This window comes from Pelosinus sp. sgz500959, from assembly GCF_042610375.1.
Lineage (GTDB): Bacteria > Bacillota > Negativicutes > DSM-13327 > DSM-13327 > CTSoil-075.
In genome coordinates this window covers 104164-121678 of the sequence record NZ_JBGJZL010000006.1, presented here as the reverse complement: position 1 = coordinate 121678, position 17515 = coordinate 104164, and the positions used below count along the sequence as shown (strand labels likewise).

19 protein-coding genes and 1 riboswitch are annotated in these 17515 nt (G+C 38.7%); of the genes, 12 read left to right on the top strand and 7 right to left on the bottom strand.

The window, feature by feature from the left end:
• Positions 1-19: 19 nt before the first annotated feature.
• The 7 genes from ACAN52_RS11165 to ACAN52_RS11135 all read right to left on the bottom strand — a co-directional run bounded on the left by ACAN52_RS11165 (position 20) and on the right by ACAN52_RS11135 (position 6106).
• Entirely contained in the window at positions 20-208 is a 189-nt protein-coding gene (locus ACAN52_RS11165) for a hypothetical protein (RefSeq protein ID WP_378954847.1), read from the bottom strand.
• A gap of 77 nt (positions 209-285) precedes the next feature.
• Positions 286-2118: a lipopolysaccharide heptosyltransferase II gene (gene waaF / locus ACAN52_RS11160; protein WP_378954846.1), complete on the bottom strand. Its 1833-nt coding sequence runs from the start codon at positions 2116-2118 to the stop codon at positions 286-288.
• A gap of 145 nt (positions 2119-2263) precedes the next feature.
• Positions 2264-3103, bottom strand: a complete 840-nt coding sequence (locus tag ACAN52_RS11155; protein ID WP_378955054.1) for an IS3 family transposase — start codon at positions 3101-3103, stop codon at positions 2264-2266.
• Positions 3100-3459 carry a helix-turn-helix domain-containing protein gene (locus tag ACAN52_RS11150; RefSeq protein WP_378954845.1) on the bottom strand — a complete coding sequence of 120 codons (360 nt, stop codon included), beginning with the start codon at positions 3457-3459 and terminating at the stop codon, positions 3100-3102. The genes ACAN52_RS11155 and ACAN52_RS11150 overlap by 4 nt, the downstream gene beginning before the upstream one ends.
• Before the next feature lie 87 nt (positions 3460-3546).
• Positions 3547-4497, bottom strand: coding sequence for a magnesium transporter CorA family protein (locus tag ACAN52_RS11145; protein WP_378954844.1), 951 nt, complete (start codon positions 4495-4497; stop codon positions 3547-3549).
• Between the two features lie 30 nt (positions 4498-4527).
• Positions 4528-4830 (bottom strand): EutN/CcmL family microcompartment protein, encoded by a 303-nt coding sequence (locus ACAN52_RS11140; protein WP_378954843.1) that lies wholly within the window; start codon positions 4828-4830, stop codon positions 4528-4530.
• 115 nt (positions 4831-4945) lie between these two features.
• Complete coding sequence (locus ACAN52_RS11135; protein ID WP_378954842.1) at positions 4946-6106, bottom strand: iron-containing alcohol dehydrogenase; 1161 nt, start codon at positions 6104-6106, stop codon at positions 4946-4948.
• 363 nt (positions 6107-6469) lie between these two features.
• On the opposite strand from ACAN52_RS11135, the gene cobS reads away from it, so the two are divergent.
• From cobS to ACAN52_RS11075, 12 genes are all read left to right on the top strand, one after another.
• The gene (cobS, locus tag ACAN52_RS11130; protein ID WP_378955053.1) at positions 6470-7207 is read left to right on the top strand and encodes an adenosylcobinamide-GDP ribazoletransferase; all 738 of its coding nucleotides are present in this window, start codon (positions 6470-6472) and stop codon (positions 7205-7207) included.
• Between the two features lie 31 nt (positions 7208-7238).
• On the top strand, positions 7239-7847 hold the full coding sequence (locus ACAN52_RS11125; protein WP_378954841.1) for a histidine phosphatase family protein: 609 nt from the start codon (positions 7239-7241) through the stop codon (positions 7845-7847).
• Positions 7848-7993: 146 nt separating this feature from the next.
• A riboswitch (cobalamin riboswitch) is annotated at positions 7994-8193 on the top strand.
• A gap of 198 nt (positions 8194-8391) precedes the next feature.
• On the top strand, positions 8392-9426 hold the full coding sequence (locus tag ACAN52_RS11120; protein WP_378955052.1) for a nicotinate-nucleotide--dimethylbenzimidazole phosphoribosyltransferase: 1035 nt from the start codon (positions 8392-8394) through the stop codon (positions 9424-9426).
• A gap of 133 nt (positions 9427-9559) precedes the next feature.
• A complete protein-coding gene (locus ACAN52_RS11115) occupies positions 9560-10771 on the top strand; it encodes a PocR ligand-binding domain-containing protein (RefSeq protein WP_378954840.1) in 1212 nt (403 codons plus the stop codon).
• A gap of 31 nt (positions 10772-10802) precedes the next feature.
• Complete coding sequence (locus tag ACAN52_RS11110; protein WP_378954839.1) at positions 10803-12455, top strand: response regulator; 1653 nt, start codon at positions 10803-10805, stop codon at positions 12453-12455.
• Positions 12456-12713: 258 nt separating this feature from the next.
• Entirely contained in the window at positions 12714-13055 is a 342-nt protein-coding gene (gene eutS, locus ACAN52_RS11105) for an ethanolamine utilization microcompartment protein EutS (RefSeq protein ID WP_378954838.1), read from the top strand.
• 1 nt (position 13056) lies between these two features.
• Entirely contained in the window at positions 13057-13500 is a 444-nt protein-coding gene (locus tag ACAN52_RS11100) for a EutP/PduV family microcompartment system protein (protein WP_378954836.1), read from the top strand.
• Positions 13497-13772, top strand: coding sequence for a propanediol utilization microcompartment protein PduA (gene pduA / locus ACAN52_RS11095; RefSeq protein ID WP_378954835.1), 276 nt, complete (start codon positions 13497-13499; stop codon positions 13770-13772). The genes ACAN52_RS11100 and pduA overlap by 4 nt, the downstream gene beginning before the upstream one ends.
• A gap of 25 nt (positions 13773-13797) precedes the next feature.
• The gene (pduB, locus tag ACAN52_RS11090) at positions 13798-14610 is read left to right on the top strand and encodes a propanediol utilization microcompartment protein PduB (RefSeq protein ID WP_378954834.1); all 813 of its coding nucleotides are present in this window, start codon (positions 13798-13800) and stop codon (positions 14608-14610) included.
• Positions 14611-14631: 21 nt separating this feature from the next.
• Positions 14632-16302 (top strand): propanediol/glycerol family dehydratase large subunit, encoded by a 1671-nt coding sequence (locus ACAN52_RS11085; protein ID WP_378954833.1) that lies wholly within the window; start codon positions 14632-14634, stop codon positions 16300-16302.
• Between the two features lie 23 nt (positions 16303-16325).
• Positions 16326-16967, top strand: a complete 642-nt coding sequence (locus ACAN52_RS11080; RefSeq protein WP_378954832.1) for a propanediol/glycerol family dehydratase medium subunit — start codon at positions 16326-16328, stop codon at positions 16965-16967.
• A gap of 20 nt (positions 16968-16987) precedes the next feature.
• A complete protein-coding gene (locus tag ACAN52_RS11075) occupies positions 16988-17512 on the top strand; it encodes a diol dehydratase small subunit (RefSeq protein WP_378954831.1) in 525 nt (174 codons plus the stop codon).
• Positions 17513-17515: the final 3 nt, after the last annotated feature.

The following is a 17515-nucleotide window of genomic DNA, read 5'->3' as shown; positions in this document are numbered from 1 at the left end:
GAATAAAAGAGGAGACCAGTTAGATCTGGTCTCCTCTGTCGTAGGTATAATCAAATTCAACGTTTGAGATATTGTTTACGACAATGTCGTCGGTTACGGGATCGGGTAATAAAATATAATCTTTAGCTGAGTATGATTTAATTTTTTTGGGGCTTTCTTCAAAATATCCTCTTTTATTTGGTGCATATACTGGTCTTCTTTTTTTCATGTTCATACCTCCTGTTAGTAGATGATTACATAGAGTGGTAGTTCTTAGTTTCCCACTTAACAAGAGAAGTATTTACATCATGAAAAAAATATTTCTTGTCCTTTATGATGAATCTCAACTGTGTGGATGGATAAGCTTTTTGCTTTGTCGGCAAAAGCCGTTGTAGCATCAAAATCTTTGCCAAAGTGCATAGGAACTAATAACTTTGGTTTGAATTGATCGGCAAAGTAGTCAGCGCCTTTGGAATAAGATTCTTCCATGCGGCGATCAACTGGGAAGAATGCAATGTCAATTGTAGTGATTTTCTCAGCTATTTTTGCGATTTCTGCTTTAAAATTAACTTCTGCAGCTTTTCGATCTGCTAAACTTTCCCCTGTCCAATCCCACCAATTCAGATCGCCAGCATGAAAAATAGAAAGGCCATCGAGCTGTACAAAAAAAGAGATGCCTTGGTCAGTGGAACCAAAGGTTTTAATCCTAACTTGTCCAGCAGTTACTTCTTCATAAGCTGATACTATATGGCAATTCAATTGACTTGTATTTATCTCTACATCGCTACTTAAAATATATGTAATTTCAGGATTGTCCTTTGCCCACTCAATCACAGCAGGATCGAAGTGATCAGCATGATTATGAGAAACAAAGACAAGAATATTTTTTTTGTCTTTTAAATAGTCACTTGTAATAATCCCTTCTGTAATACTAAGATTTTTGCCAGGAACAGGCTGATAATAATCAAAGATTAGAAAATGATTGGCTGTTTCTACAGCATAACCACTGTGAAATAAGTGAGTAATTTTGGCAGTTGGAGTATTCATTCCATTCACCTCATAACTTTTAGATTTATTATTACATAATCTTTGGAAATGCACAACAGTCTGAATTGCTCTTATCACTCGTTCGGGAGATAAGGAATGCATACAGTTTAGGTGGGTAAGGGGACAGCTTTTTTTATGGCAAGGTCTGCAGTTCATTGATTCTTCTAAGATAATATGCTTGCCAGTTAGTGGACCAAATTTTTGTGGATCAGTCGGACCAAAGAGGCTGACCGTTGGAATTCCTAGCCCAATTCCCATGTGGAGAGGTCCTGTATCGCCTGTTACCAGCACACTGCATTGGGAAATAAGTGCAGCTAATTGTAATAGACTTGTTTGATTAATTGCATTGATGATAGGTCGATTTAATTGCTGTATAATGGACTCTCCTAATTTTTGTTCACCTGGACCGCCACATAATAAAATAGGCTCATTATTTTTAAAAGAATTGATTACAGCAGCATAATATTCAGTTGGCCAATTTTTGGACGGCCACGTTGTCCCTGGATTAAAAGCAATGATGGTATCTTGCTTTGAGATCCCATGATCACGCAGAAAATCAGTAGCAAATGTAATGGCTTCCTCTGGAAGCTGTAGAGTCATAGCATACTCTTTTGAATGGATGCCTAAGGGTTTTAGTACGCTGAGATAACGCTGAATAACATGCACTTCCTGTGGTGAACTAGGAGCAATTTCATTCATAAATAACCAATTGAGTTCACGGGTATGATCCATACCAATACGGCGTGGTGCTTTACTGGCAGCGGCAATCATACCACTCAGAAATAAACCATGAATATCTAAGACTACATCAAAATGTTTAGATTCTAAGTCAGTTTGTAATTTTTGCCACAATTTCCAAGCTGATTTGAATTGACCGCGGCGCATGTGAGTTTCCCAGCGTTCACGCGGCCAAATGTAGAGTTCATCAATATATGGATTTGAAGTTAGTAAACTTGAAGGGACTTGACCGACGAGCCATGTGATATGACAATCTGGAAAAGCTATTTTTAGAGCTTGAGCAACGGGAGTAGAGTGCAAAACATCACCAATTGAACTCAAACGAATGATCAAAAATCGTGTTTTAGTAAACATAAAATTCTCCCTGAAAACGGATATTGCTGATTATAGTTTTACCAATATAGATTATTATAGTATATATTTTGCAAATAATGTATGAAAATAAAATAAATAAAAACCACCGAGTTGAAGTGACCCCAAAAAGTTAGACAAATATTTTTTATGCAGCCGAGAGGGTTTGCTGCCTGTGTAGAGCAGGCGGCAAACCTTTTAGTTTTATCTTAATACGACGGTCATTGTAGTAAGTGAGATAATCGATTAGTTCCTGCTCGAAATGTTCCATTGAATCAAACTCTTGCAGATATAATAACTCAGTTTTAAGTAAGCCAAAGAAGTTTTCCATAACAGCATTATCAAGGCAGTTCCCCTTACGACTCATGCTTTGACGGATACCTTTGGCCTTTAGCATGCGCTGATACGGTTTCATTTGATATTGCCATCCTTGATCAGAGTGGAAAATTAAATTTAAACCGTCTGGTATTTTCTCAAAAGCTTGTGTCAGCATGTCTGTAATAAGTGAAAAGTATGGACGTTTACCGATGGCATAGCTGACGATATCACGGCTGCACAAGTCCAGAATGGGAGACAGATAAAGCTTTTCTCCAAAGAGAGAAAACTCTGTGATATCCGTAACCCATTTTTGATTTGGCTTGCTGGCCTCAAAGTTACGATCTAATATGTTTGGAGCAATTTTTCCTACTTCTCCACGGAACGAATTATATTTCTTCATCCGTACCCGACAGAATAAGCCAAGCTGTTTCATAAGTCTCTGTACGGTCTTGTGGTTGATGGTGATTCCTCTGTTTTTCAGTTCAAGTGTAATGCGGCGATACCCGACGCGCTGTTTATTTTCAGTATAGATTAGTTTTATTTCATCTTTGACTTTAGTATATTTGTCTGGCATCGCCAGTCTCTTACGATGATAGTAATACGTAGCACGTGACAGTTTCGCTACGGCGAGAAGTACATCGAGCTTGTGTTTATACCTTAGTTCCGTTATGACTTGTGCTTTTTCTCTCGCTGTACTCTCTCGGTCACTAAGGTATTCAACTTTTTTAGATAGTCAATTTCCGCACGCAATCGTTGGTTTTCAGCGATTAAGTCTTCTTCAACCTTTTTATCCAGGTTTGGCTTACGCCCTTTTCGTGAGCCGCTGTCAGCACTGGCACGGCCACGCCGATCAACGAATAGTCCTTCAGGACCTTCCTCTAGGTAAATACGTTCCCATTTTATAATTATTCCATGGTCTGGAATCCCGAATTTCCGCGCTGTTTCACGATAAGCTAACCCATGTATTCGCATAGACTCTACTACTTTTTGCTTAAACTCTCCAGTAAAAGGTATTCCTTTTGGCATGAAAAAGCACCCCCAATTTTATTCAGTATATCATACTGTCTAACTTTGGGGGTGCAGTTCAAGTTGGTGGTTCATAAAGTGAGATAATTAGAACATTCCTTTTTTACGTAGGACAATGCCAACGGCAGAGCTGGCAAACAGGGCTATCATCAAAACAATCCAAAATCCAATTTCTGTTCCTTGCCAAGGGACTGTTAACGTCATACTCCAAAAACTTGAAATCATAGTAGGAATTGATACGACAATGGTGATAGAAGCCAAAAATTTCATAATGTGATTTAAGTTATTATTGATGACGGAGGAAAATGCATCCATCATACTGCTGAGTATTTCACTATAAGTCTGAACTAGCTCGAGGGCTCGTTTATTTTCGATAATTACACTTTCCAGAACATCCTCATCCTCTTCATGCATTTGCAGTAAGTAACGCATTTGTGGGTCAGAACGCATACGAAGAATTGTTTCAGCTACAATCACATTGCCGCGCAGGGCTGCTGTAAAGTAGGTGAGGCCTTTTTCTAAGTCAAGAAGTTGGAATACTTCTTGGTTATTTGTTGATTTTCGTAGGCAAATTTCAATCTCGTTTGTTCGCCGGCGGATATGGCGAATATACTTTAAAAAAATCGTGTCGGCATGATATAAGATTTGAAAGAAGAATTGGGTCCGCTTTGTTGTATCAAATAAGAAACGGCTGCCTTCAGCAAGATCTGGGATAACTTGTATTAATTCTTCGCTAATTGTTATGGTTAAATCAGGTGTTAAAATAATACTAAGAGGCCTAGTTTCATAGCGATCATCCCCTTGAGATATTGGTACATTGATAATCGCAAGGATGCATTTTTTTCCTAGAATAATTCTAGGGCAATCATCTTCATCAACAGCAAAACGAAAAAAATATTCTGGTATTTCAGCTGTAGTTGCTAGTTGGAGGATTTCTTCAGGTGTTGGATCAATTAATTTTATCCAAGCACCTTTTAATGAAGAATCCCATGATACTTCTTCAAGTTGATTTTGTAGTGTTTTATATGCTGTTATCATAAGAATCTCCTTATTGAGCCCAGTTTTTCTTTAGCCTTTTTGTACCCAATACTGGGCTTTTGAAATTCCTTCCAGATCGATGTTCTCCACAATTCCAACGATGGCTGCATCAACGGCACTATCATCATTTCCCATAATATGACGAGCAGAACTTCCTGTTGAGATTAGTACTGTATCTCCGTTTCCTGCTCCAATTGTATCGACAGCAACTTGTAGGCTAATTGTATTCATGCCATCCAAGTTTAAAGGTTGTACGACTAATAGCTTACTACCTACAAGAGTTTGATTCTTAGTAGGCGCTACTACCGTTCCGACTACTTTGCCAAGCCACATGGAAATACCCCCTGTTATTCTTATACGATGATCATATATCTTGTTTGACTAGAGGCAGAGGATTCCCTTTGTATTATCTTGTGAGGTTATATCATATTTTTGTGTTTGTACTTTGTTAAAGAACTTTTATAAAAATACTCTCGATTTCCTGTTGGGTGCCTTGACGAGGGTTCGTTAAAGCGCATACATCTTTCAGAGCATTCTCGGCCAACGTCGGAATATCTTCGGGTTTAAAGCCACGAACTTTAGAGAGATTTTGAAGGATTCCTAGGTCACTAATGAGTTCTCTAATGGTATCAATTGCCATTTTACCAGCACATTCTAAGGAAAGACCAGTTATATCCTTACCGAGTACTTTCGCAATATCGGCATATTTATCTGGAACACTAGAAAGGTTAAATTCAGCAACAGCAGGTAGCATGAGAGCATTTGCCAAACCATGGGGCAAATTATAAAATCCACCGAGTTGATGAGCCAGTGCATGTACATATCCTAGACTGGCATTATTGAAAGCAATACCAGCCAGATATTCTGCATAAACCATCATCTCTCTTGCCTCAATATCCTTGCCATTTTTTACAGCTGGTTTTAAATATTTCACGATGAGCTCAATGGCCTTTAATGATTTGCAGTCTGTAACTGGGGTTGCATTGGTTGAGACGTAGGCTTCGACAGCATGAGTCAAGGCATCGATGCCCGTTGCAGCCGTAAGACTAGGTGGCATGTCAATCATCAATTCGGCATCGTTTACAGCAATAATAGGGGTGACGTGCCAATCAGTAATTGTCATTTTCATATGCCGCTCAGTATCTGTAATGACACAAAATCTTGTTAACTCACTACCAGTACCAGCCGTAGTATTAACAGCAATCAGAGGTGCAGAAGCTCTCTTTGACTTGTTAAGACCTACGTAGTTTCTAATGTCACCTCCATTTGTTGCTAGAAGTGCAATGGCTTTAGCACAATCGTGAGGTGAACCGCCGCCAAAAGAAATTAGAAAATCACAGCCGTTATCTTGAAAGAGTTTTAACCCATAATCCACTTGATCAACAGTTGGATTTGGTGAGACATTATCATAAATAATAAAAAATATACCGGAATTTGATAGAAGGCTAGTCAATTTTTGAATTAAATTACTTTCGACCAAAAATTTATCGCTTACGATGAGAGCCTTGCGAAAAGCCATAGGTTTGATATATGTTACAATTTGCTCAAGACAATTAACGCCTAGGATACTGATGGGCGTCATGAAATATTCATAGGTTTTTTTATTCATAGCTGACCGTCCCCTTTTATCAGATGTTACTTAACACCATAACATTGTCAGTCTATTTCAACAAGAGATATTTGTACTCCTTTTACAAGGTTAGCAATAAAAGCATAAAAGGTAACTTGAGAATTCATCTTTTGTACAGCCAGATCGTATTCCAAGGAAAGGTAGAATGATATTAACATGTTACGTTAATATCTTGCCGAGTTATGTTCAAGGAGCAGGAAAGAAACTTTATGATCATGAATGGTTTTATAGAGAAATCAGAAAATAAAATATTTTTTGATTGAAAACGAAGGATTGAAGTCTTTATACAAAACAAATGTGATTATGCAGGTAAAAGAGGTGGGACAATTGCTCAAGAATGGAATGAAGGATTTTATTACAGGTTTTCAATTTTTGACACGTATCCCTATTGTGAGTCAATCTGAATGGTCTACGGAGAGTTTTGGTCGTAGTGTGAAGTTTTTTCCTATTATCGGTGGTATCATTGGATTACTATTGTTTGGATTTGTCTATATAGTGCAATATTTGGGAGGCGGAAAAGTACCAATTCATGCAATGGCAATCGGGGTTGTTATCATTGAAATCTTTTTAACAGGAGGATTACATTGTGATGGCTTAATGGACACAGTTGATGGGGTTTTCTCAGGAAGACCTCGGGAACGAATGTTAGAAATTATGAAAGACAGCAGGGTTGGTGCTTTTGGAGCCATGGCTTTTAGCCTGCTGATTTTAGTTAAATATTCCTTAATTATGGATATTGAACCTATGATTCTTCCTTATGCCTTACTTGTAATGCCCATTGTAGGGAGGATTGCAGTTGTCATTGGCATTACTCTTTATCCATATGCAAGGGCCAATGGTTTAGGGAAGGTTTTTTATGACTGTTCCCATCGTCAAACCTTGTATGTGGCGGGGATTTCTGCAATAGTATTATTAGTTCCCCTAGGGAAAGTAGCGATGATGAGTGGAGTCCTTGGTATTGCCATGTCCTTTGTTTTTTGCCAATATGTGAGTAAGAAACTAGGTGGTTTAACTGGAGATGTATACGGCGCTATTATTGAATTAACTGAAATTGTAGCTTTGCTTGTCTTTATTCCTTGAATTTAATTCAATTGATATAGGAGTGGTTATTTTGACGAAAGTTATCTTTGTAAGACACGGTGAAACTTCTTGGAATCATTCTAAACGATACCAAGGACATAGTGATATTCCTTTAAATGAAAAAGGTTTACAGCAAGCTGGGATGGTAGCTCGGCGATTAGCGAAAGAAAGTATTAGTGCAATCTATAGCAGTGATTTACTACGTGCAGTTCAAACTGCAGAAATCATTGGCAAGGAGCACTCGCTACAACCTTCACTTTTTCCAGATTTTCGAGAAGTTAATTTTGGTTTATGGGAGGGTTTAACTTACGAGGAGATTATGGTAGACTGGTCAGAATTATTGTCAGCTATATATTCTAAGCCAGGATCAACTTGTATACCAAAAGGAGAAAGTTTTTATGATGTACAAAAACGTACAACTCTAGGACTTTCAAAATGCATTGCCAATCATCCTGAAGAAACTATTGTTCTTGTTTCCCATGGTGGGACTATGCGTGTACTCTTATGTGATGCATTAGGGCTTGCCGTTGAGAATATGTGGTCACTGCGGCAAGATAGTACTGCTATTAACATTATTGAATATTTTGAGACGAGTAAGATCGTATCTTTAGTCAATGATACTTATCATTTAAATGGATGATAGATACAAAATGGATTGAATCTTTAATTGAATTCATCTAATACGAATAAAATAGGATTTTTATTACTAGCTACTTTAATATATTGCCGACTCATCATTCCTGCGCAGGAGAAGAAATTTTGTTGTAGAAGGTATGTGACAACTAAATAAATTGCCACCAAACAGGTGCCTCTCGTCAAGAGAGGAGAATAGGGAAGATCGGAAAGGATGTAAAGATCCTGAAACGACGCGGTCGCGCCACTGTAATCGGGGAGATACTCTTTCATATGCCACTGGGAAACCAGGAAGGCGAAGACGTATTCATGATCCGTAAGCCAGGAGACCTGCCTGTTATGGCTGTCATCTACCTCCGCGTAAGGGGTAATGCCAGAAGGATAGGTTTTTTTTATAAAATAACCTGGCCTTTTGGGCTGGGTTATTTTTATTTATTTACAGAACCAAGAAAGTAAATTACTTTCTTGGTTCTAAGCAAGGGCAACTCAGGTGTAGGCGTATACTCAGTTTTCTATGAAGTATGGATTTCAAAAATGAGGAGATGTATATGATGGATTTTGAAAAAAGTGTTGACGAGTTAATTGAAGGGGCAGCTAAACCTAGTGGCAGCTTAGGATTACTGGAAAAACATTTGAAAAAAGTTTTATTATCTTGGGGAACAATCTCTGCAGAACTTAAGCCATATCATTTAATTTTTGCCGCTGATAATGGAGTTGTAGAAGAAGGAGTCGTTAATTTTCCAGCTGAAATTACATACTTACAAGCTAAAAATATGATGGCTGGAGGAGCTACAATCAGTTGTTTTTGCCGCTATAATAACATTCCTTATGGTGTTGTAGACATTGGAGTTAATGATACTAGGGTCTCAGGTATTGACCATAAAGTGGCATTTGGTACGAAGAATTTTATTCGTGAAGAAGCCATGACTCATAAGGAGTTTGAACAAGCGTGGCAAATTGGCAAAGATATGGTTCATAAGCTCATTGTTGAAGATGGCTATAATATGTTATCTTTCGGTGAAATGGGTATTGGTAATACGACAACTTCATCGGCCGTACTCCATGCTTTAACAGGAATGTTACCAGAGTTTGTTGTTGGTTATGGTGCTAGTGGCAATGATAATGAAGTGCTCAAAAGAAAAAGAGCTGTTGTTGCCAAAGGTGTAGAACGTCATAAAGAAAAAATGATTGGTGTTGAGGACATTCTGCGTTGTGTAGGAGGTTTCGATATTGTTGCCATTTGTGCCGGAATGCTTGAATGTGCTAATTTGCGAATTCCGTTTGTAATTGATGGCTTTATTACAGCTGTTGCTTATGCGTGTGCAGCACGTATTAATGCTAATATTGAAAGACAGGCGATTCCTTCTCATATGTCTAAAGAACCAGGTATGGCTTATTCATTAATGCTTGGTAATATTTTAGCGGACGATGTTATGATTCGGGGTAACATGGCTCTTGGCGAAGGAACTGGCGCAGTTCTCATGGTTTCCATGTTAAAAACAATGTTATATACCATGCAGAATATGGCAAGACTTTCTGATTTTGTTTTGAGTGAAACAAAGAGCAATCATGGGGTTGCTATGTAATTCATGTAATGATTTGCTATGAAGTAGTAAAATATTGCTTCTAGCAGGAACTAGTGAGTTTATTATCTAATACTCTTCATATAAAATAGCAAAAAAGTGATAGTATTAACTATTTTTATGAGGGGGTACTCTAGTGCAAGATCTTTGCCAATTATCCTTAGATCAAATTGTTAATATCAATATTCTTCAAGAAATCCAAGATAAATTCTCAGAGGCGACTGGCCTGGCTGCTGTTATTGTGGATGTTGGTGGAAATCCTATAACTAGGCCTAGTAATTTCACAAAATTCTGTACATATATTCGTACTTATCCAGAAGGATACGCGCGATGTGTTGCTTGTGATGATCGCGGTGGGCGAATGAATCGTGAGAAAAAGCCCACCGTATATCCTTGTCATGCTGGTTTGACTGATTTGGCAGCACCTATTATTGTTCAAGATCAATACATTGGTGCATTCCTTGCTGGACAAGTTATTTTGGCTCAAGACGACTATGATGTGAAAGCAGAAATGTTTCGTTGTTTAGCTGATTTCCAGATGGATAAAGAACTGTTGTCAGAACTTTTTGATGTGGTCGAAGTTGTACCAGAAAAAAGAATTACGGCTGCCGCCGATCTTATTTATATCATGTCAAATTATATTGTAGAAATCGGTGCTTCAAATCTTGCGCAGAAAAAACTTGTACAAGAAGTAAAAGCAAAAGCTGATTTGGAAGCAAGTTTACGTGCGAGTGAACTCAAAGCTCTGCAAGCGCAAGTAAATCCACATTTTCTCTTCAATACCCTCAATACGATAGCAAGGTTAGCTCTTTTAGAGGGAGCAAGTCGAACCCAGGAAGTTGTATATGCTTTATCCGATTTATTGCGTGATAACTTGCGAGATATTGACGTACTCAGAACATTAGAAGAGGAAATCAAATCAGTCAAAGATTATCTTATGATTCAAAAGATGCGCTTTGGTGATCGTATTCAATCCTATATTGATATAGATCCTCAAATTATGACAACAGTCATTCCGGCCCTTACCTTACAACCGCTGATTGAGAATGCGATTATTCATGGACTTGAAAAAAAGGTCAATGGTGGAACAATCCATGTACGTGGATATTATGAGGGAGATACGATTATAATTAGTGTGATCGATACGGGAGTTGGAGTATCCATGGAGCGGATTCGTAGTATTTTCCGCGCTGAAAAGCAATTGAAAACTCATGGTGAGACGACTGGTCTTGGAATTATTAATGTTCATAAACGGATTCAACATTATTATGGTAGTGAATACGGTCTTCAAATCGAAAGTAAAATCGGTGAAGGAACAAGTAACTACATTCGTTTTCCACGCTGTTGACCTTAAAAAGTAATAAAAGGAGGAGGCATTCATGTATAAACTATTGATTGCAGAAGATGAACAATTAGAAAGACAAGCTTTACGGTTTATTATAGAAAAGAATATAACGAATATCCAAGTAGTTGGCGAGACTGGTGATGGCGTGAGTGCCATCCACATTTCTGAAAGTGAAAAACCTGATATCGTACTCATGGATATTCGGATGCCAGGTATCAATGGATTAGAAGCGGCAAAAGCGATACGTGATTTACTCCCAGACACAGTAATTATTATGTTAACCGCTATGGAAGAGTTCAGTTATGCAAAAGAGGCACTTACAATTGGTGCTGCACAATATTTGTTAAAGCCTGTAAGACCTGATGATTTGATTCGTGTACTGTCAGGAATTACAGTGAAAATTGGTGAGGCCAGAGCAAAGAAAGAGGAAGAAATCCGTTTACGTAAAAGCGTAGAAGAAGCCATCCCTTTTATCCAAATGTCCTTTGTTTATGATTTGATTTCAGGAAATATCAAAGAGATTGCACAATTTCGAGAGAGATCAAGATTTCTAGGAATAAAAATTGATTTTGGCGTCGCATTAGTCATTGATGTTGAAAATTTTAAGCAACTTACAGATAGTGATACAGAGCTAGAAAAACAGATATTAAAGCAACGTATTTATCAATTAGTTTGTAATGTTGTGAATGAGCGAGGGTTGGTGAGTCCTTTTAGTAGCGATAAATTAGTGATCTTATTAGGATTTAAAGAAAATTACACACCTGAATTTATAAAAGATGATGTGCATAAAACCGCAACAATGATACGAGAAGCCATTCTTAATGTTTTAAATATTAGCATTCGAATTGGCATTGGTCGTTATTATAATAATCCATTGGAATTGCATAAATCTTACTTGGAAGCAATCAATGCTGAGCAGCAACGGTTCTTTATTGGTGATAGCCAAATTATTCATGTGGAAGATATACCTTATTTGAGTAAAGGGCCTTTTAATTATCCTTTTCATTATGAACGGGCAGTGCTGGATAAAGTTCGCAGTGGAGACCGTAAACAGGCGAGAAAAGCGCTACGCGAACTGCTTAATGAAATATTTGAGAGTAAGGCTAGTATGGAGACGGTAAAGGCTTGTGTTTTGGAACTACTCGTTGTCTTATCAAGAGCGGCAGTTGAAGGTGGGGCTAATTTAGATCAGCTTACTTTACTGAACTTTAAAGGAATTAGTGGCTTAAATAGCTGCCACTCTAAAGAACAAGTTGAGCAATGGATGTTAGACTCTTTGGACTCATTTATGGATAATATGCTCAAAAATAGAAGCAGCATCAATGTACGGGTGATTAATAAAGCCTGTGATTATATAACAGAAAATTGCCATCGCAATATATCACTAGAAGAAGTTGCCCAGACTGTTCATCTAAGTCACTTTTATTTTAGCCGCTTATTTAAACAGGAAAAAGGCTATAATTTTGTGGATTTTATTACAAAAGTCAGAGTTGATCGGGCAAAAGTCATGCTACAAGATCCTGATTATACTGTAGTGCAAATTGCTACAGAGGTAGGATATCAAGATGCTAGTTATTTTTGCCGTGTATTTCGCCATGCAACGAATATGACACCCAAACAGTATCGCAGTGAAATCCGTAAAAATAAGACTGGCGATGAAATGATACAGATTGAAGCAGGTCGTTAAAATAGAAAAATAGAAGCTGATGAGAAAGGACTGTCTTAAAACAGTCCTTTTTTGCTTTGATAGTCAAAAAATTGTGAGAAAAAAACAAAAAAATCTTATAATAATGAAATGTTAAAAAATTGTAATGAATTTATTGTGATAAGACCGCAAGGATGTACAGTGTGTACGCAAGAAAAACTGCAGGTAAAATCAGAGGAAAAGCTAATCTTTATAAACGTGAAACTAATATGAACATTGTGATAATTGGGAGGAAAAGCTATGACGGCAGAAAAGCCGAGAGTTGTGCAAGAGTATGTACCAGGCAAACAAGTCACATTAGCCCATCTGATTGCCAATCCTAAAAAAGAGCTGTGGGAAAAATTGGGACTCGTCGAAAGTTCTGCTATTGGCATATTGACGATTACTCCTTGTGAAGCAGCGATTGTTGCCGCTGACGTAGCTACAAAAGCGGCAGCTGTCCAAATTGGATTCATGGATCGTTTTACAGGTTCACTCGTATTAGTTGGCACAGTATCTTCTATTGAAGCAGCTTTGCGGCAAGTCACTCACTTTTTAGAGGCGAACTTAGGATTTAATGTTTCTAAGATGACTAGATCCTAACATGAAAAAAGTAATGTTAGTAGGTCCGGTAGGAGCAGGTAAAACATCCTTAATTCATGCTCTGCAAAAAGATCCCAAACGTGTGGAGAAAACCCAAAGCATTCGTTTTTGTGATGGTGCCATTGATACGCCAGGTGAATATGCACAAATTCCCCGGTTCTATTCTGCTCTGATGGTTACAGCTATGGAAGCATCTGTAGTAGTGATTGTCCAGGATGCAACAGATTTAAAAATAAATCTGCCTCCTGGATTTGCTATGATGTTTTCTCGGCCGGTCATTGGAGTAGTGACTAAAATAGACGTACCTGGAATTGATAGGGACAAAGTCAAGTCTCGCCTATTACAAATAGGTGTCAAAGAACCTATATTCTTTATTTCATCTCACACAGGAGAGGGACTTGATGATCTAGTTGAGTATTTTGCAGAAGGGAGGTGTAAAGAATGAGCGAAGCCCTAGGCATGGTTGAAACCAAAGGATTAATCGGTGCGATTGAAGCTGCTGATGCAATGGTTAAAGCGGCGAATGTTGTATTAGTTGGTTATGAAAAAATTGGTTCTGGTTTAGTGACTGTCATGGTGCGCGGTGATGTTGGTGCGATCAAAGCAGCAACAGATGCTGGCGCTGCTGCAGCCCAAAAAGTGGGTGAGGTTATCTCCATTCATGTCATTCCTCGTCCACATGCAGATGTGGAAAAAATCCTTCCTAAAATAAAGTAAGTAATAAATTGGAGGTGGAAATATTATGCAAGAAGAGTTAATGAACAAGGTTATGGATGAAATTAAAAGACGTATGGAAAGTCAAGCTCCAGCCGCTCCAACAGCAACAGTAGTAGCTCCAGCTGAGGAAAAATCACAATGTCCAATCAATCCAGGGATTACTGAATTTGTAGGTACTGCAATTGGTGATACCATTGGTCTTGTTATCGCTAATGTTGACCCTATGTTACATGAAAGAATGAAAATTGATCCTAAATATCGTTCTATTGGTATTCTTGGTGCTCGTACAGGAGCTGGCCCTCACATTATGGCCGCAGATGAGGCTGTTAAAGCAACAAATACTGAAATTATAAATATAGAACTTGCAAGAGATACCAAAGGTGGAGCAGGACACGGTTGTTTGATTTTATTTGGTGCTGAAGAAGTTTCTGATGCACGCCGTGCTATTGAAGTCGCCTTAAAAGAACTGAATCGCACTTTTGGTGATGTATATGCCAATGATGCAGGACATCTTGAACTACAATATACTGCTCGCGCAAGTCTCGCTGTTAATAAAGCGTTTGGTGCTCCTATTGGCAAAGCCTTTGGCCTTATTGTAGGTGCTCCAGCAGCCATCGGTGTATTGATGTCCGATACGGCTGTTAAAACTGCTAATGTTGAAATTTGCGGATATGCAAGTCCTGGAGGCGGAACAAGTTTTTCTAATGAAGTTATTTTGATGGTTACTGGAGATTCTGGTGCTGTACGTCAATCTGTGATTGCAGCTCGAGATATGGGATTAAAATTGCTCGAAGCAATGGCAGGTCCAGCTCCATCAGCCACAACACCATATATCTAATAGCAAAGGGGGGGATAAACAATGAAAAGATCAAAACGTTTTGAAGCATTAGCAGCTCGGCCTGTTAACCAGGATGGTTTTGTAGAAGAATGGCCAGAGGTAGGTCTGATGGCAATGGGGAGCCCTAATGATCCCATACCAAGTATTAAAATAGAAAATGGTAAAATTGTTGAAATGGACGGGGTAGCCCGTAGTAACTTTGACTTTATCGAACAGTTTATCGCTGATTATGCAATTGATGTGAAAGTTGCTGAAAAAGCAATGGCTATGGATGCTGCTGATATTGCTAAAATGCTTGTTGATGTCAATGTATCAAGACAAGAAGTCGTTGATTTGGTTCGTGGTTTAACAGCAGCTAAATTGGTGGCTGTTTTCAATACAATGAATGTGGTTGAAATGATGATGGCCATGCAAAAAATGCGGGCCCGTAAAATTCCTTCCAACCAATGTCATATTACTAATGTAAAAGATAACCCTGTACTGATTGCTGCTGATGGTGCAGAAGCTGCAGCTCGTGGTTTTGATGAAATGGAAACTACTGTTGCTGTTGTCCGTTATGCTCCATTTAATGCACTGGCTCTCTTAATTGGTGCTCAAACAGGCCGTGGTGGTACATTGATTCAATGTGCACTAGAAGAAGCAACTGAACTTGAACTTGGGATGCGCGGTATTACTGCTTATGCAGAAACAATTTCAGTCTATGGTACGGAAAATGTGTTTGTGGATGGCGATGATACTCCATGGTCTAAAGGATTTCTTGCCTCAGCTTATGCTTCACGAGGTCTCAAGATGAGATTTACATCAGGTACTGGTTCAGAAGTACAGATGGGGTATGCTGAAGGTAAATCAATGCTTTATTTAGAAATTCGCTGCATCATGGTAACTCGCGGAGCTGGTGTTCAAGGTTTACAAAATGGTTCCGTAAGTTGCATTGGTGTACCAGCAGCTGTTCCGTCTGGAATTCGCGCTGTACTTGCTGAAAATCTTTGCACAACCATGCTTGATTTAGAAGTTGCGTCTAGTAATGACCAAACATTCACACATTCAGATATTCGTCGTACAGCTCGTACATTGATGCAAATGCTTCCTGGTACAGATTTCATTTGCTCTGGTTATGGCGGTATTCCGAATTATGATAATATGTTTGCTGGTTCCAACTGGGATGTTGACGATTATGACGATTGGAATATTATTCAGCGGGATTTAAAACTGGATGGGGGCTTACGTCCACTTTCAGAAGAACAAGCCATTGCTGTACGTAATAAAGCAGCACGCGCGTTGCAAGCTGTATTTAAAGAACTTGGTTTCCCTGCCATCACTGATGAAGAAGTCGAAGCTGCAACTTATGCTCATGGTAGTCCAGATATGCCAGAACGTAATGTAGTTGAAGATTTGAAAGCTGCTCAAGAATTAATGAGCCGCGGTATTACTGGTATTGATGTTGTTAAAGCATTAGCTAAAACTGGCTTTACTGATTTAGCAGGGTATGTACTTAATCTTCTTAAACAACGTATATCAGGAGATTATCTCCATACATCAGCTATTCTTGACAAAGACTTTAACATTATCAGCGCGGTCAATAGCAAAAATGATTATCGTGGACCAGGAACTGGTTATCAAATGAGTGCTGAACGTTGGGATGAAATCAAAAACATCAGTCAGGCGATTAAGCCGTCTGATTTTGACGTTTGATTCGGAAAGAGAGGTGTATTGTAATGGAAATTAATGAGCAAATGATTCGTGAAATTGTTATGCAAGTCGTTCAAGGGATGGAACAACCATCAAAACCAAAGGCTGCAGTAGTTACAGGACGTCCTATGACTTTAGTAGAAAAAGGTGAAGCTCGTACGGGAACAAGAGCCGATGAAGTCATTATCGCTTTGGCGCCAGCTTTTGCAAAATATCAAAATAAAACCATCGTGAATGTTCCTCACAGTGATGTGTTACGTGAAATGATTGCTGGTATTGAAGAAGAAGGGATCAAAGCCAGAGTCATACGAGTACTTCGTACTTCTGATGTGGCTTTTGCTGCTCATGATGCGACAAAAATTAGTGGATCGGGAATTGCCATTGGCATACAGTCTAGAGGTACGGCTGTTATCCATCAAAAAGGTTTACCACCACTTAGCAATCTAGAACTCTTTTCTCAATCTCCACTCCTAGACTTACCAGCATTTAGAGCGATTGGTCGTAATGCTGCGAAGTACGCTAAAGGAGAATCTCCTACTCCAGTACCAACTAAAAATGATCAGATGGCACGGCCTAAATTCCAGGCTAAAGCTGCTGTACTTCATATTAAAGAAACAGAACATGTGGTTCCAGGTGCTAAACCAGTTGAGATCGACGTACAATTTTAATTAAATGGAGGTGAATTGAAATGTCCCAAGAAAAAATGTTAGAAGATATTATTCGTGAAGTTTTAAAATCAATGAGTCAAGCGCCTGGTGCAGCAGCTCCAGCGCAAACTGCGCAAGCTGTGGCCACAAAAGGCTTAAAACCAGATCAGGATTATCCTCTGTCAGCAAAAAGACCAGAACTGATCAAGACTCCTACAGGGAAAACCTTGTCAGACATTACGCTAGAGAAGGTACTCAGTGGTGATGTTGTTCCTAAAGATGTTAGTATTGCTCCTGAAACATTGAGAATGCAGGCTGAAATTGCTGATGGTGTTGGTCGGACTCAGTTTGCCAATAATTTACGTCGTGCAGCTGAATTGACTGCAATTCCAGATGCTCGTATTTTGGAAATTTATAATGCCTTACGTCCTTATCGTTCAACTAAGCAAGAATTATTAGCCATTGCTGAAGAAATGGAGACTAAATACAACGCTAAAATCAATGCTGCTTTCGTCATTGAAGCTGCAGAGGTTTACGAACGTAGAAATCGTCTCAGAGCGGAGTAAGAT